This is a genomic window from uncultured Oscillibacter sp. (assembly GCF_947654275.1).
Taxonomy (GTDB): domain Bacteria; phylum Bacillota; class Clostridia; order Oscillospirales; family Oscillospiraceae; genus Oscillibacter.
On sequence record NZ_CANTJS010000001.1, the window covers coordinates 102,024 to 117,263 of the forward strand.

At 61.8% G+C, this 15,240-nt stretch carries 13 protein-coding genes; 10 read left to right on the top strand and 3 right to left on the bottom strand.

Translation table 11 applies throughout. The annotated features are described in order from the left end of the window. Positions 1-24 precede the first annotated feature (24 nt). Both Q0063_RS00410 and Q0063_RS00415 read left to right on the top strand, forming a co-directional pair. The gene (locus Q0063_RS00410; protein ID WP_297869984.1) at positions 25-978 is read left to right on the top strand and encodes a carbohydrate ABC transporter permease; all 954 of its coding nucleotides are present in this window, start codon (positions 25-27) and stop codon (positions 976-978) included. Next, positions 975-1,841 (top strand): carbohydrate ABC transporter permease, encoded by an 867-nt coding sequence (locus Q0063_RS00415; RefSeq protein ID WP_297869985.1) that lies wholly within the window; start codon positions 975-977, stop codon positions 1,839-1,841. The genes Q0063_RS00410 and Q0063_RS00415 overlap by 4 nt, the downstream gene beginning before the upstream one ends. Positions 1,842-2,018: 177 nt before the next feature. On the opposite strand, the gene metA is transcribed toward Q0063_RS00415, so the two are convergent. Both metA and Q0063_RS00425 read right to left on the bottom strand, forming a co-directional pair. Next, positions 2,019-2,966 (bottom strand): homoserine O-succinyltransferase, encoded by a 948-nt coding sequence (metA, locus tag Q0063_RS00420; RefSeq protein ID WP_297869986.1) that lies wholly within the window; start codon positions 2,964-2,966, stop codon positions 2,019-2,021. Between the two features lie 2 nt (positions 2,967-2,968). Next, positions 2,969-4,255 carry an O-acetylhomoserine aminocarboxypropyltransferase/cysteine synthase family protein gene (locus Q0063_RS00425; RefSeq protein WP_297869987.1) on the bottom strand — a complete coding sequence of 429 codons (1,287 nt, stop codon included), beginning with the start codon at positions 4,253-4,255 and terminating at the stop codon, positions 2,969-2,971. A 660-nt stretch (positions 4,256-4,915) separates the two neighbouring features. On the opposite strand from Q0063_RS00425, the gene Q0063_RS00430 reads away from it, so the two are divergent. The 5 genes from Q0063_RS00430 to Q0063_RS00450 all read left to right on the top strand — a co-directional run bounded on the left by Q0063_RS00430 (position 4,916) and on the right by Q0063_RS00450 (position 11,260). Continuing rightward, complete coding sequence (locus Q0063_RS00430) at positions 4,916-5,299, top strand: BlaI/MecI/CopY family transcriptional regulator (RefSeq protein ID WP_297869988.1); 384 nt, start codon at positions 4,916-4,918, stop codon at positions 5,297-5,299. Continuing rightward, the gene (locus Q0063_RS00435; protein ID WP_297869989.1) at positions 5,296-8,004 is read left to right on the top strand and encodes a M56 family metallopeptidase; all 2,709 of its coding nucleotides are present in this window, start codon (positions 5,296-5,298) and stop codon (positions 8,002-8,004) included. Before Q0063_RS00430 ends, Q0063_RS00435 begins: the two co-directional genes overlap by 4 nt. Before the next feature lie 190 nt (positions 8,005-8,194). Next, positions 8,195-9,115 carry a hypothetical protein gene (locus tag Q0063_RS00440; RefSeq protein ID WP_367180301.1) on the top strand — a complete coding sequence of 307 codons (921 nt, stop codon included), beginning with the start codon at positions 8,195-8,197 and terminating at the stop codon, positions 9,113-9,115. Between the two features lie 110 nt (positions 9,116-9,225). Beyond that, positions 9,226-10,305, top strand: a complete 1,080-nt coding sequence (locus Q0063_RS00445; RefSeq protein WP_297869990.1) for a CobW family GTP-binding protein — start codon at positions 9,226-9,228, stop codon at positions 10,303-10,305. A gap of 25 nt (positions 10,306-10,330) precedes the next feature. Further along, positions 10,331-11,260: a GTP-binding protein gene (locus tag Q0063_RS00450; protein WP_297869991.1), complete on the top strand. Its 930-nt coding sequence runs from the start codon at positions 10,331-10,333 to the stop codon at positions 11,258-11,260. A gap of 70 nt (positions 11,261-11,330) precedes the next feature. On the opposite strand, the gene Q0063_RS00455 is transcribed toward Q0063_RS00450, so the two are convergent. Continuing rightward, positions 11,331-12,227 (bottom strand): helix-turn-helix domain-containing protein, encoded by an 897-nt coding sequence (locus Q0063_RS00455; protein WP_297869992.1) that lies wholly within the window; start codon positions 12,225-12,227, stop codon positions 11,331-11,333. A gap of 193 nt (positions 12,228-12,420) precedes the next feature. Between Q0063_RS00455 and Q0063_RS00460 the strand changes: the two genes are divergently transcribed. The 3 genes from Q0063_RS00460 (at position 12,421) to Q0063_RS14650 (ending at position 15,206) form a co-directional block, all read left to right on the top strand. Then, the gene (locus Q0063_RS00460) at positions 12,421-14,298 is read left to right on the top strand and encodes an LTA synthase family protein (protein WP_297869993.1); all 1,878 of its coding nucleotides are present in this window, start codon (positions 12,421-12,423) and stop codon (positions 14,296-14,298) included. Next, positions 14,295-14,807, top strand: a complete 513-nt coding sequence (locus Q0063_RS00465) for a hypothetical protein (protein WP_297869994.1) — start codon at positions 14,295-14,297, stop codon at positions 14,805-14,807. The genes Q0063_RS00460 and Q0063_RS00465 overlap by 4 nt, the downstream gene beginning before the upstream one ends. Before the next feature lie 126 nt (positions 14,808-14,933). Beyond that, the gene (locus tag Q0063_RS14650) at positions 14,934-15,206 is read left to right on the top strand and encodes a patatin-like phospholipase family protein (RefSeq protein ID WP_367180302.1); all 273 of its coding nucleotides are present in this window, start codon (positions 14,934-14,936) and stop codon (positions 15,204-15,206) included. Positions 15,207-15,240: the final 34 nt, after the last annotated feature.

The window sequence follows — 15,240 nt, forward strand, 5'->3', positions numbered from 1 at the left end:
CTCACAATTTAGGGAGGTGTCCCCGTGATCACAAAGACCCAACACGTCCCCCTGAAGGCATCGCCTCAGCCTCCGCTGAAACGGTCTTCCGGCGGGAAAAAGCTCTTTCGTAAAATCGAGCCCTATATCTGGATTGCTCCCAGCATCATCCTCATGGCGGTCTTCATTCTGATTCCCATCTGTTCCGTGTTCCAGATGTCCCTGAACAAGGTCAGCAAAACGGGCAAAATTCAGGGGTTCAACAACTTCGCCAACTTCACCAAGGTGCTGAACAGCTCCGCCTTCGGCATCGTCCTGAAAAACACCATTGTATGGACCATCGCCGTGGTGGTGATTTCCACTGTTCTGGGCTTCATGCTGGCCCTGATCCTGAACAACCAGTTCCGGGGACGGAAGATTGCCCGGGCCATTGTGGTCTTCCCCTGGGCCACCACGCTGGTCATCCAGGCCAGCGCCTGGAACTTCATCATCAACAAGGACTACGGCACGCTGAACACCCTGCTGCTGAAGCTGGGCCTGATTCAGCAGTCCGTCAACTGGACGCCTACACCGGGAACCTATTTCGCCTGGGAAATCGCCTGCGGCATTTTTGTCACCATCCCCTTTGTCACCTTCTGCGTCCTCTCCGGACTCCAGAGCATCGACACCTCCTACTACGAGGCCGCCACCGTGGACGGGGCCACCTATTTCCAGAAGCTCTTCAAAATCACCCTGCCCCTGGTAAAGTCCTCCCTGACGGTGTCCACGGTGCTGAACATCATCTATGTATTCAACTCCTTCCCCATCATCTGGACCATGACCAAGGGCGACCCGGCCAACCACACCGACACCCTGGTCACCTACCTCTACAAGCTGGCCTTCTACAACAACAAGCAGGGCGAGGCCGCCGCCGTGTCGGTCATCGGCTTCATCATTCTGCTGATCTGCGCCAGCACCTACATGATCTACACCCTTCGGAAAGGAGATGACGACCTGTGAGCCAGCCCGCCAACTCTGTAAAAAAGCCGCTCTCCGCCAAGAAAGTCATTCTCCGGGTGCTGCTGTACCTCGTCGTTCTGGACGTCTGCATCATCACCCTGTACCCCTATTTCGCCATGCTCTGCACCGCCCTGAAGGGCCGGGCGGAGATTTTCACCGCCGACGGCACCATCCTGCCGGCGACGGCCCTGTGGTCCAACTTCATTGACATCTGGAGCCGGGCCACTATGGGCCGGTACATGCTGAACTCCTTCCTGATTGCCGGCGGGTCCACCGTCATCGCCATGCTCTGCGGCATCCCCGCCGCCTACGCTCTGGCCCGGATGCGCTTCCGGGGACAGACCGCCTTTTTGGGCTTTGTCATTGTCTCCCAGATGTTTGCCCCGGTGGTGCTGCTCATCGGTATTTACAAGGTCATGCTGTCCATGCACCTGACAGACAGCATCTGGGGCCTGATCTTCATCAACGCGGCCTTCAACCAGGCCTTCACCGTCTGGCTCCTCCGGGGCACCTTTATGGGCATCTCCGCCGAGATGGAGCAGGCCGCCACCATCGACGGCTGCACCCGGGTCCAGTCCATGCTGCGGGTGCTGCTGCCTGTGGCCGCCCCCGGCATCGTCACCACGCTGATCTTCATCTTCATCAACGCCTGGAACGAGTACACCGTGGCCCTGTGCCTGATTTCCACCGACACTCGCAAACCATTAACGGTAGGCATCAACATCTTCAACGGATACAACATCATCGAGTGGCAGTACCTGTTTGCCGCCTCTATCTTCGCCATTATCCCGGTAGTCATCCTCTTTATGTGCATCGAGAAGAACCTGGTCAGCGGCCTCGCCTCCGGCGGCGTGAAGGGCTGACCCGCATTCCGGCAGTTCCAAAAAACAGACGGCCTCCGGGCCGTCTGTTTTTTGTCCGGGACGCCTCGGGTGTACGACTGATATGGGGCGTCTCATTCACATTTTTTCAGAGTCCGGCGAAAAGGCGGCAAAACGGACGGCCACAGGCCGTCCGTTTTTCCATTTTCCGGGAAACCGTCAATGCCACAGCTCGTCGGTCCGGACGCCCCGGCGGATGCCGCCGATGTCATAGGGCGTGGTCTGATACACGAAGTAGTTCAGCCAGTTGCCGTAGAGCAGGTTGGCGCAGGAGCGCCAGCGGACCATAGGCTCCCGGCCGGGATCGTCCTGGGGGAAGTAGTGCCGGGGAATCTGGATATCCACCCCCGCCTCCAAATCCCGGAGATACTCCTTTTTCAGCGTATCCTGGCTGTATTCCGCGTGACCCATCAAAAACACCTGCCGCCCCTGGGCGGTCTTGACGGCGTAGACCCCCGCCTCCGGCGAGCTGGCCAGAATCTTCAGGTCCCGCACCGCCTCAATGTCCCCCCGGAGCACGGTGGTATTCCGGGAGTGAGGCACCCAGAACTGATCGTCAAAGCCCCGGAAAAGCATGAAGTTGGGGGACTCCACCCTGTGCCGGAACACACCGAAGAGCTTTTGGGGCAGGAGGCGCTTGGGGATGCCGTAGTGATAGTACAGCCCCGCCTGCGCGCCCCAGCAGATGTGAAGGGTGGAGTGGACATTGCTCTTGCTCCACTCCATAATCTCGCAGAGCTCCGGCCAGTAGTCCACTTCCTCAAAGGGCAGGTGTTCCACCGGCGCGCCGGTGATGACCAGTCCGTCAAAGGTCTGGTTTTTCACCTCTTGAAAGGTCTTGTAAAAGGCCAGCATGTGCCGTTGGGAGGTATTCCGGGAGACGTGACCGGCGGGGGCAATCAGCTCCAGTTCAATCTGAAGCGGCGTATTCCCCAGAACCCGCGCCAGCTGGGTTTCCGTCTCCACCTTGGTGGGCATCAGGTTCAGAAGGAGAATCCGCAGGGGCCGGATGTCCTGGGTGACGGCCCGGGTCTCCGTCATGACGAAAATGTTCTCCTGCCGCAGAATTTGGGTAGCGGGAAGCTGGTTTGGAATCTTGATGGGCATGGTCAGTCCACCGCTTCCAGGGCCTGCCGGATATCCTCAATCAGGTCCTCCCCGCTCTCCAGGCCGCAGGACATGCGGACCAGTCCGGCGGGAACGCCGGCGGCGGCCAGCTGTTCGTCCGTCATCTGCCTGTGGGTGGTGCCGGCGGGGTTCAGGCAGCAGGTCCGGGCGTCCGCCACATGGGTTTCGATGGCCGCCAGCCGCAGGCGGCTCATGAAGACGCCGGCCGCCTCCCGGCCTCCCTTCAGCTCAAAGGACACCACGCCGCAGGAGCCATTGGGCAGGTACTTCTCCGCCAGGGCGTGGTATTTGTCCCCGGGCAGGCCGCAGTAGTTCACATGGGTCACCTTGGGGTGGGCCGCCAGGAACTCCGCCACGGCCTGGCCGTTCTCACAGTGGCGCTTCATCCGGACATGAAGGCTCTCCAGACCCAGGTTCAGGTAAAAGGCGCTCTGAGGCGAGGGCGTGGAGCCGAAGTCCCGCATGAGCTGGGCGGTGCACTTGGTGATGAAGGCCCCTTCCTTCCCGAACTTTTCGGCGTAGGTGATGCCGTGATAGCTCTCGTCCGGGGTGCACAGGCCGGGGAAGCGGTCCGCGTGGGCCATCCAGTCGAACTTCCCGGCGTCCACGATGGCTCCGCCCACGGCCACGCCGTGTCCGTCCATATACTTGGTGGTGGAATGGGTCACGATGTCCGCGCCCCAGTCGAAGGGACGGCAGTTGATGGGTGTGGCAAAGGTGTTGTCCACCACCAGCGGCACGCCGTGGGCATGGGCGGCGGCGGCGAATTTCTCGATGTCCAGCACCGTCAGGGCAGGGTTGGCAATGGTCTCACCGAAGACGGCTTTGGTGTTGGGCCGGAATGCGGCGTCCAGCTCCTCCGCCGTGCAGTCCGGGGAGACAAAGGTGACCTCCACGCCCATTTTCGCCATGGTGACAGAGATAAGATTGAAGGTGCCGCCATAGATGGAGGAGGAGGAAACAACGTGGTCGCCGCAGGAGGCGATATTAAACAGGGCGAAGAAGTTGGCCGCCTGACCGGAGGAGGTCAGCATGGCGGCGGTTCCGCCCTCCAGCGCGGCGATTTTCGCCGCCACGTGGTCGCAGGTGGGATTCTGGAGACGGGAGTAGAAATAACCGTCGGCCTCCAGGTCAAACAGCTTCCCCATGTCCTCGCTGGTGGCATACTTGAAGGTGGTGGACTGGATAATGGGAATCTGTCTGGGTTCGCCGCTGCCGGGGGTGTAGCCCCCCTGGACACAGATGGTTTCGGGACGATAGCTGCTCATAGTTGTGTGCTCCTTTCAGGTTTGGGACGAAAAGAAAAAAGCCTCCGTCCCAAAGGAATTCCTTTGAGACGAAAGCCAATGCTTCCGCGGTACCACTCAAATTGCGCCGGCCTCACGGCCCGACGCCCCTCACAGGGTCCAACAACCCCTTTGCCTTAACGCGGCGCACGTGACGCCCTACCTGTCGAACGTCCAGCTCAGGAGCCATAAGACCTGGGGACCATTCCTGCCGCCTCGCACCACCCGGCAGCTCTCTGAAGGTCCGTATCCCCGTCCCTCTCCATCATCGCTTTTAGGGTATTATAAGAAATGCCGGCCCATTTGTCAACTGTGATTTTTTGGCAGGGGTGTCCATCTGCGCATTTAACAGCGGGGATGCCATGTAGGGGAGGGGCTCTGTCCCCTTCCGTTTTTCCTCCATGCCTTCGGCGGACGGGACAGGCGCCTGCATAAAATCTCCGAAAAGGACACTCCCTTTTTGGCAAATGTGTCCGGCCGCGCCCTTCGATGGAAGCGGATTCCGCAGCAGGACCGGCGTGAGGCCTGTCCTGTTTCCGCTCCGAAAAACGCCTGAGCCGGTTGACAGATGTAAGCCTTTCTGCTATACTATGGACTACAGGAGTAAACCAACCGAGGAGACCGGACGAAAGGAGTACGGACATGGAGGAACAGAGGGTATCTCTCTCCGCCGGGGAATGGCGGGTGATGGAGGTTTTATGGACGGGGCCGCAGACGCTGATGGAGCTGGTGCGGGCGCTGGGGGAGGACCCCGGCTGGGCCAAGAGCACCGTCACCACCATGGTGCGGCGGATGGAGCAGAAAGGGCTGATCGCCTACACCACGGAGGGCCGGACCAAGGTCTTCCGGGCGACGCTGGCCCGTGAGGACGCGGCGGCGGCGGAAACGGACTCCCTGCTGAAGCGGGCCTATCACGGCAGCGTGGGACTGCTGGTCAGCGCTCTGGTGGAGCGAAACGACCTGAGCAAATCGGACATCGACGGTTTATACGCCATTCTGCGCCGGGCGGAGGAGGAAGAGCAATGAAAACGATTTTACTGTCGTCCTCGATTCTGATTTTGCTGCTGGCGGCTCTGGGACCCGTTCTGCGGGGAAAGATCAGCCCACGGGTCCAGTATGCCCTGTGGCTGCTGGTGGCTCTGCGGCTGCTGGTGCCGGTGAATCCGGTGCGCAGCGCCCTCAGCGCCTCGGCCCTGCTGGACCGGGCGGAGGAACCCCAGCTGCTGGAGCGCATCGCCCAAACGCCGGTGCCCACCCGCTCCTATGAAAACGCCTATCGTCAGGTGGAAGAGGAATACCGCCGGCGGGGCGCGGACCTCTCCGCTCTCACCGCCGCCGAACAGGCCAATCTGGAGGCCCAGGCCCGGACCCTGACGGAGGAAATACCCCTGTCGGACCTGGCGGCCCGGTGGGCAATCCCCCTTTGGCTGGGGGGCGCGGCCCTTATGGCCCTGTGGTTCCTGGCCGTAAATCTCCGGTTCCGGCGGAGGCTCAAGAAAAACGCCAAGCCTGTGGACTCGGGTATGATAGGCGTCCGGTGCCCCCTGCCGGTCTATGTGTCGAGGGAGCTGGCCTCCCCCTGTCTTTCCGGCCTGTTCCGGCCCGCCGTCTATGTCACCCCCGCCGCCCTGGAGAGCCCGGACCGGCTGCGGCACATCCTGGCCCACGAAGGGACCCATTACCGTCATGGGGACCACTGGTGGGCGGTGCTGCGGTGCCTGTGCCTGTGCCTCTACTGGTTCGACCCCCTGGTATGGTGGGCGGCGGCCCTCAGCCGGAGAGACTGCGAGCTGGCCTGTGACGAGGGGGCCATCCGGCGGCTGGGCGAGGGGGAGCGCCTGGCCTACGGCAAAACCCTGGTGGACATGATTGCCGCCGGGCGGACGCCTCTGCTGCAAACCGCCACCACCATGAGCGGCAGCAAGCGCCGCATCCGCCAGCGGGTGACGCTGATTGCCCGAAAACCCCGGACCGTGGCCGCCGCCGCGGCGGCCCTGGCGCTGATTCTGGCTCTGGCGGTGGGCTGTGCCTTCACCGCGCCGCCGGAGGAGGAACCGACGAATCCGGAAGCACCGGAGGAGTCCGGCCTCAGTGAGCAGCTGTTCACGCTGCCGGAGGAGCTGGCGAAAAACGTGGAGATCATCCCTGACGACGGCAGGCCCTCTCTGGCCAAATACGCCCTGAAGCTGTCCGAAGAAGAAAAGCAATGGGGCGGCTGGCTGCTGACAGTCTACGAGCTGGACCAGGGGGGCTTTGAGGAGTGCTTCGTGGACAACTTGGACGGCAGCGGCTGGTACTGCGGAGCCAAAATAGGCGATTTGTACTATGCCACCCTGTTCCCCACCGACGTGAACTTCCCCGTGGAACGGCAGGAGGACTATCACGAGGCCCAGAGCGCCCTGATGAACTGGGTGTGGGAGACCATCCAAGACCAGGAGGGCGCAGAGGACTTCGACTGCGAGGCCTATCTGAACCAGCCCTATTTCCACAGCGGCTGCAACTATATGGACGTGACCTACTGGCCCTACAAGCCGGTGAACGGGTCCACCGGCGTGGCCTGGACCCTGCGGATGGTCCAGCCGGTGACCCAGGGCGAGGGCGGCATCTGGGGCGTGGAGCGGATTTTCTACGGGGATGGAGAGAGCCACCCCGTCCGGCCCAACGTGGACAGCCTGGATCCCGGCGAATACCTGGAGGACCGCTCTGCGGACAACTACTACCGGCGGCTCCAGACAGCGGTAGACAACGGCTATGAACCCTGGGCCCTGGACCCCATCCAGGTACTGCTGCGCTTCGTCCGGGAGACCTTCGCCCATGAGAACGTGACGGCGGACTGCTTCTCCCTGGGGGGCGTCACCGAGGTAACCCTGGGCTCCGGGCCGGAGGAAACGCCCGGCGAGCCGGTGCCGGCATACTGGCAGGGCCTGGACGAGACCGCCCTCGCCCTGGGGCGGCTGGCGGAGCGCATCACGGAAACGCCCTACCCGGTGTTCACCTACGCGCCCATGAACGGGGAGCCGGTCCGCTGCACCGCCGACCTGGACCGCTGGAACGGACACAACCGGGTCATGGGCTTCCCCCTCTCCTTCCTCTTCCTGCCGGCGGAGGAGCCCGCCGCCCTGCCCAGGACCGCGTCCCTGACTCTGGAGTCGGCGGATGGGACCGCCGCCATCCAGATGTGGCGGGGCAGAGACCTGCTGCGGATTTATGAAAACGGTGAAACAGTCTGGTACGAGGCCCCTCCCACCGACCCGGAGGGCGCCTTTCAGGAAAATCTCTTTGACTACTGGCGGATGTGGTTCGACGAAGCGGAGGCGGAGGCCCTGACGGCGGACATCGTCATCCCGGACCGGGGCCAGAGCCGCGGCGAGATTGCCCAGGAATGGGTGGATGCCAACGAGGGGACCATGCTGCGGGTCTCCCCCGGCAGCAAGTATGCCTGCACCTATGTGAAAAACACCGCCCGGGAGGACCCCATGGACTGGCTGGAGCCGGAGGACCTGGACAGCTTCTTCCCCGCCAATACCAGGGGCCTGGAGCGCTTCGCCTTCCAGTATCAGACGGTCTTTGTCCCGGAGAACGACCGGGCCCTGCACTGGCTCATGGCAGGGAACACCGGAGAATACGAGGGGGACGGCGCGCCGGAGGGGGCCTTCTCCTATGGCCGCTGTGGCTATATGTACCGGACGGAGGAGGGCTGGCGCTGCGACGGCACAGGCACCGGCTGGTAGACACAAACTTTTGATATAGGTCCGCTCAACGGCTCCGCTTGCCAGCGGAGCCGTTTTGTGATAAAATGGCGTATTATGGTTGGAAGCAAATTCAGAATTCCGCTCAAAATAATCCGGGCAGGCGCTTTGGGAGCGGTCCCGCCCGGAGAGAGAACAGAATCCGAACAGCCGTGAACAGGAGGTACTCATTTTGACCAATCTCAGCAAAAAAGACCGGAAACAGGCCAAACAGCGGGAAAAGAAAAACTTTCGCCAGGCCATGGAAAAGGAGCTGCGGGAACACAGGAGTTCCTTCGTTGTGTTCTACACGCTGCGCCTTCTGGTCATCGTCATCTTCGTCCGTCAGATTGTAATAGGCGGCTATGAAAGCGCCTTCTACTGCGCCCTGGCCTATCTGCTGCTCTATGTCCCCAGCTGGATTCAGGTGAAATTTCACATCGAGCTCCCCCCCGCCCTGGAAATCACCGTCCTCTGCTTCATCTACGCGGCGGAGGTCCTGGGGGAGGTTAACGCCTTCTATGTGGTGGTGCCCCACTGGGACACCATGCTCCACACCCTCAACGGCTTCCTGGCCGCCGCCGTGGGCTTCGCCATGGTGGTGCTGCTCAACGACGACGAGCGGCTGACCTTCGACCTCTCTCCCTTTTTCCTGGCTTTAATGGCTTTCTGTTTCTCCATGACCGTGGGGGTGCTGTGGGAGTTCTTCGAGTTTGGTATGGACTGGTTTTTCCACACCGACATGCAGCGGGACACGGTGATCCAGGCCATTCACTCCGCCACTCTGGACGCCACCCGGTCCAACAGGGTGGTCAGCGTCACCGGCATTCAGGACGTGCTTGTCAACGGCGAGTCCCTGGGGCTGGGGGGCTATCTGGACATCGGTCTCATTGACACCATGAAGGACCTGTTCGTCAACTTCATCGGGGCTGTGGTCTTCTCCGTCACCGGCTTTTTCTACGCCAAGAGCAAAGGACTGCGCCGGACGGCGGCCCAGGGCTTCGTTCCCAGCAGGAAAACGGCGGACACGGACTATCTCCGGCAGGCCCGGGAGGAAAACGAGGCCACCGGCCATCCGGAGACCCACCAGATGGAGGACCGGGAGGAGCCATGAGCCCGCCCCGTTTTCCGCTCCATGTGTAAAATTTTTGTAAGCATTGTTGCATTTTTCAAATTCAGTGGTATGATATGGGCAAATAAACTGATGACAAAGGACTTGATACCATGACTAAAATTGACATTATCTCCGGCTTCCTGGGGGCGGGCAAGACCACCCTCATCAAAAAGCTGCTGGCGGAAGCCTACCAGGGAGAGCAGCTGGTTCTGATTGAAAACGAGTTCGGCGAAATCAGCATCGACAGCGGCTTTCTGAAGGACTCCGGCGTCCAGATTTCCGAGATGTCCTCCGGCTGCATCTGCTGTTCTCTGGTAGGGGACTTCAATCAGGCCCTCAAGGACGTAAAAGCCCGGTTCCAGCCGGACCGCATTCTCATTGAGCCCTCCGGCGTGGGCAAGCTGTCCGACGTGATTGTGGCGGTGGAGAACACCGCGGCGGAAACCGGGGACATGAAGCTCAACAGCTTCGTCACCGTGGCCGACGCCGGCAAGGTCAAGGTCTACATGAAAAACTTCGGTGAATTCTATAACAATCAGATTGAATCCGCCGGAACCATTGTCCTCTCCCGGACCCAGAAGCTGAGTCAGGAAAAGCTGGAGGCGGCGGCCGCTCTGCTGCGGGAGAAGAATCCTGGCGCCGCCATCCTGACGACCCCCTGGGACCAGCTGGACGGCAAGACCATTCTCTCCGCCATTGAACAGGTCTCCCTGGCGGACGAGCTGCTGGAGAGCATGCGGGCGGAGCACGCTGCCGGAGAGGCGGAGCATGAGCACCACCACGACCATGGGGAGTGCGGGGAGCACGGGCACCACCACGACCATGGGGAGTGCGGGGAGCATGAGCACCACCACGACCATGGCCACGAGTGCGATGACCCCGGCTGCTCCTGCCACCACCATCACCACCACCATGCCGACGAGGTCTTTGCCTCCTGGGGCCGGGAGACTCCCAAGACCTTCACCCGGGCGGATATCGAGAAGATTCTCGCCGCCCTGGACTCCGGGGAATACGGCAGCATTCTCCGCGCCAAGGGCATCGTCAATGGCCAGGACGGCGCGTGGATTGAGTTTGACTATGTGCCTGAGGAACACGAAATCCGGGCAGGACATCCCGACTATACCGGCCGCCTCTGCGTCATCGGCGCTGAGCTGAAGGAAGACAAGCTGGCAGACCTATTCGGCCTGTAAGTCTGTAAAGGAAGTTTGCTTTATAATGGATATTCCTGTTTATCTGGTTGCCGGATTTCTGGATTCCGGCAAGACCAATTTTATCAACGGCGTCCTGGAGGACGGTTTTGCCCGGGAGGACAAAACGCTGCTTCTCCGCTGCGAGGAGGGCGAGGAGGAATATAACCCCAGGGCGCTGGACAATGTCACTGTGGTGGACATTGAGGACGAGGCGGACCTGACCTGTTCCCGGATGAAGGAGCTGGAAAAGAAATACCGCCCCAGGCAGGTGCTGATTGAGTACAACGGCATGTGGCAGATGGAACGGCTCTACCGGGAGGTCCTGCCTGCCAACTGGGTGCTCTACCAGATTATGACCTTTGTGGAGGCCGGGACCTTTGAGCTGTATGTGAAGAACATGGGCCAGCTGATGATGGAGAAAATCACCAACGCGGACCTGCTGGTGTTCAACCGGGCCACGCCGGAGCTCCGGGAATCTCTGCGGAAGCGGAATCTGCGGATGGTGAACCGCCGGGCGGACATCTATTTTGAAAATGTAGACGGCAGCAGCGAGGACTATCTCACCGGGGACGAGTGCCCCTTCGACCTGACTCAGGACGTTGTGGACATCCCCGACGAGGATTTCGGCGTGTGGTACGTGGACGTTATGGACCACCCGGAGCGCTGGGCGGGGAAGCTGGTTCACATGAAGCTCATCATGTGCCACTCAAAAAAGTACCCCGGCATCCACTGCCCCGGCCGCTTCGCCATGGTCTGCTGCGAGAACGACATCCAGTTCCTGGGCCTGATCGCCAAGGGCATCGGCCTGAAGGACTACAGCAACCGGGACTGGATCGAGGTCACTGTCCGCATGGCGGTGGAGAACCACGACGCCTATCAGGGCAAGGGCCCGGTGATGCACGTCATGAGCATTGGTCCCTGCGGGAAGCCCGCCCAGGAGGTTGTCAATTTCTAATACGCTTTGTACTAAAACCAGAAAAAACGCCCCTTCGTTGTAAGACGGAGGGGCGTTTTGTCCGACTGGGTCAATCTCTGTAGATATAGTTTCCGTAATCATCGTAAAGGCTGGGACGGGGCGATATGGGATTTCCGCTGTCCTCAAGGGTCATCAGATAGAGGTCCAGCACATAACTGGGCGTCTCCTGGCAGGCGGGTGACACAATCCCGGTGTAGATGGTGCCGCCGTTAAGCCACTCGTACTGCCACGCCTCTTCCGGCAGCTCCACGCCGGAAGCCGCCACCACGGCGTTTTCCGCGTCTCCAAAATTCCAGACCATCAGACCGTCTATCCCCGGCTCCACCCGGACCCGGCCCCCTATGGGACGGTAGCGGTCCGGAAAGAGCGCGTCCCGCCGCCAGACGGTCATGCACCATTCTCCTCTTCTGTCGGCACAGAGGAGTGCCAGACAGTCCCCCAGCTCTGTCCGCTCCCGCACCGTCAGAGTCTCAGCGTCAAATCTGGGGCTTCGGTCCTCAAAATACTCCGCCGACATCCGGGCCAGGGCCTCCTCGTCCTCGAAGTGAGCCGAGGAGGCATAGTGGGCGTCCCGCTCCGCCTGCTCCCGCTGGGTCCGGAGGGACACGCCGGCGCCCCAGACGGCCAGAGCCGTCACTGCCGCCATGGCCAGCCAAGCCAGCCGCTTCCAAGTGTGCTCCCGCTTCATGCTCTCCATAATCTGTCCTCCCGCCGCTTTCGGCAATTCCTCCCGCGTTAGTTCCTTCCCGCTCAGCAGCTCGCTGACCGACAGGCCAAGAGCTTCGGCAAGGGGCTCCAGGCTGTCCAGCCCCGGCATGCCCCGCCCGGTCTCCCAGCGGCTCACCGCCTTGTCCGTCACATGGAGCCGCTCCGCCAGCTCCGCCTGACTGAGGGCCAGGTCCCGCCGCCGGGCGGCGATCAGCTCGCCGGTTGCTTTTGCGTCCATAGAGACCACCTCCTGTTCCGCTCCCCGGGAAGGAAACCCCGCCGCAGAGGGAGCCGTTTGTTTTCCGGTGGCATCAGTATCCCACAAAACCGGGGAAATGTCACCCTATGAATCATAGAGCCGCCGGTTTTTCTTGATTTTTCAGAGAAACGTCCTATAATAGAGGATATCGCCTATGAAAGGATCTGCCGATTTGAAAGAACGCTATGTCAAGCTTAAGAAGCTCACTCTGCGCCAGACGTTTCTGGCGGCAGTGCTGCTGGCGGGAGCCGTCACGCTGCTGGTGCTCTGGTGCCAGCCCAACGCCTTCCGGGGAATGCTCTCCGGCCTGCTCCGCCAGCCCCTGCTGATTGTCCTCAACGCCCTGCCCATTGGACTGCTGATTCTGGCGGGGACCTGCCTGTTCCGAAACGTATTTTACAGCGCCGCCCTGGTAAACCTGCTGGCGGGGACCCTGTCCATCGCCAACCGGGTCAAAATCGAGGTCCGGGACGAACCGGTGTTCCCCCGGGACTTCGCCCTGCTGAAGGAGGTGGGCAGCGCCCTGGGAACTTATGACATCTCCTATCCCATGGTACAGATCACCGCCCTTCTTCTGGCCACCCTGATTCTGCTTCTGCTGGGCCGTCTGATTGGCTGCCGTCCTATCCCCCACCTGCGGGAACGCACGGGGCGGCTGCTGGGGGCCGCCGCCAGCCTGGCGGTGCTGGCGGGACTGATTCTGACCGTTTACGCGTCCGACGGCCTGTATAATTCCTTTCAGGTGTCCAATCCCTACTATATTCCCTCGGTGTTCAACGAGCTGGGGTTTCCCTACAGCTTCTGCCATCAGTTCACCACCTATCCCATCGACCGGCCCGCCGGGTTCAGCAAGACGGAGGCCGCCCGCTGGGACGCCGCCGCCGCTCAGCCCGGCCAGGGTGCGCCGGTCAGCGTGGTGATGGTCATGAACGAGGCCTTCTCCGACATCACCGATCAGCCGGTGTTCACCTACGGTCCGGAGGACGACCCCCTGCCCAATCTTCACGCCCTGCGGCGGGACCCCCACGCCATCAGCGGCCATATTGTGGTGCCCGGCTTCGCCGGGGGCACCGCCAACACGGAGTTCGACGTGCTGACGGGTATGCAGACCAACGCCCTGTCCGCCTCCGCCACCTCCGCCTTCCGGGTGGTAAACCGGGATTTGGACAGTCTTTTCCGGGTGTTTGCCGGAGAGGGGTATGAGACGTCCTTCTTTCACCCCGGCGACAACTGGTTTTACAACCGGGAAAATGTCTACCGCTGGCTGGGGGCGGAGGAAACCCTGTTTGCCAATCAAATGGAGAACCTGGAGTACAAGGGCCGCTGGGTCACCGACAGCTATCTGGCGGACCTGATTGAAGAGGACTTCCAGTTGGCGGAGGGGACGCCCCTCTTCCATTTCACCACCACCATTCAAAACCACATGTCCTACACCGCCGACAAATACGGTCCGGACTACGTTTTTCCGCCTCTGGAGACTGCGGCGGAGCTGTCCGAGGAGGCGGAAACCCTTCTGCGGGTCTATGTGGAGGGGGCCCGGGACGCCGACGCCATGCTAGGCCGCCTCCGGAGCTATTTTGAGGCGCAGGAGGAACCGGTGGTGCTGGTTTTCTTCGGAGACCACCTGCCCTATCTGGGGGACCGCCAGCTGGCCTACCGGGAGCTGGGACTGGACGTGGGCCCGGCGGAGGAGGGGGGCGAGATGTCCCTGTCCTCCTACGAAACCCCCTATGTCATCTGGGCCAACGACGCGGCGGCGGAGGCCCTGGACTGGGCCCGGACCGTCCGGAGACTGGACCTGCCGGAGAACGGGACACTCTCCGCCAGCTTCCTGGGGGCCCTGGTGCTGGAGCTGACGGGCCGGGGCGAGGAAACGGCCTGGTTCGCCTTTCTCAACCAGCTCCGCCGGGAACTGCCGGTGGTGCAGAAAACGGCCTGCCTCCTCCCTGACGGCAGTGACGCCGGAGCGCTGAACGAGACGCAGACAGAGCTGCTTCAAAAATGGCGGCAGTGGAGCTATTACAAGCTCTGCTATAAGGAGATCGAATGAGGACCCAGAGCCGCCGGATGGCCTTTTGCGGCGTGCTGGTCAGTCTGGCTGCGGTTCTGCTGATTCTGTCCACCCCCTCCGCCGTTCTCTGCTCCCCCATTCTGGCCATGGTGGTGCTGCTGCCGGTGCGGCTGGAATACGGGACCCGGACCGCCGCCACCGCCTACGCCGCCGCGGCCCTTCTGGCCCTGCCTCTGGCGGTAAATCTGGAAGCGGCCCTGGTGTACCTGTTCTTCGGCTGGTATCCCATGCTCCGGCCCAGGATTGCCGCCCTGCCCTCCCAGCTTCTCCGGCTGGCGGTCCGGCTGGCCGTCTGCAATACCGCCATGCTCCTGCTCTACGGTCTGGTCTGGCGGCTGCTGGGCCTTCCGGCGGAGTCCGGCGGGCCTCTGTGGACCGCCCTGCTGCTGGTCCTGGGCAGTCTGGTATTCCTGCTGACGGACCGGGTGCTTGAGCGGATGGAACGGCTGTGGCGTCTCCGTCTGCGGAAGCGGTTCTTCCAGGCGTGACCGCCGCGGCGGAACGTGCTCCATCGGGGAACTCTTTGCGGGGCCGCTTGGGCGGCCCATCTCCCCGGAAATACCGGAGCCTCCATTGCAAAATAGTAAACAGCAAAAAAATGAGGTGACCTTTCTATGAAAACCGGATTGGTATTGGAGGGCGGAGCCCTGCGGACCATCTTTTCCGCCGGGGTGTGCGACGCCTTTTTGGACGGCGGCCTGCCCCTGCCGGATTACACCGTAGGCGTCTCCGCCGGCATTGCCTACGGCGAGAGCTGTGGCGGCTCCGCCTGCGGAAGCGGTTCTTCCGGGCGTAACCGGTACGCAGGCAGGAGCCGCCGCCTTCGGCGGCCTGTCCCCCGGAAATACCGGGGTCTGAAAGACGGGACGGCCGGGCCGCCGTGCTGAACCGTCCCTGTTCCGAACTGTGAGAAAAGCAAAC

Coding starts and splice junctions, on each gene's coding strand:
- metA (WP_297869986.1), bottom strand. CDS start 2,966: ATGCCCATCAAGATTCCAAACCAGCTTCCCGCTACCCAAATTCTGCGG.
- Q0063_RS00425 (WP_297869987.1), bottom strand. CDS start 4,255: ATGAGCAGCTATCGTCCCGAAACCATCTGTGTCCAGGGGGGCTACACC.
- Q0063_RS00430 (WP_297869988.1), top strand. CDS start 4,916: ATGGAGGAACAGAGGGTATCTCTCTCCGCCGGGGAATGGCGGGTGATG.
- Q0063_RS00435 (WP_297869989.1), top strand. CDS start 5,296: ATGAAAACGATTTTACTGTCGTCCTCGATTCTGATTTTGCTGCTGGCG.
- Q0063_RS00445 (WP_297869990.1), top strand. CDS start 9,226: ATGACTAAAATTGACATTATCTCCGGCTTCCTGGGGGCGGGCAAGACC.
- Q0063_RS00450 (WP_297869991.1), top strand. CDS start 10,331: ATGGATATTCCTGTTTATCTGGTTGCCGGATTTCTGGATTCCGGCAAG.
- Q0063_RS00455 (WP_297869992.1), bottom strand. CDS start 12,227: ATGGACGCAAAAGCAACCGGCGAGCTGATCGCCGCCCGGCGGCGGGAC.
- Q0063_RS00465 (WP_297869994.1), top strand. CDS start 14,295: ATGAGGACCCAGAGCCGCCGGATGGCCTTTTGCGGCGTGCTGGTCAGT.
- Q0063_RS14650 (WP_367180302.1), top strand. CDS start 14,934: ATGAAAACCGGATTGGTATTGGAGGGCGGAGCCCTGCGGACCATCTTT.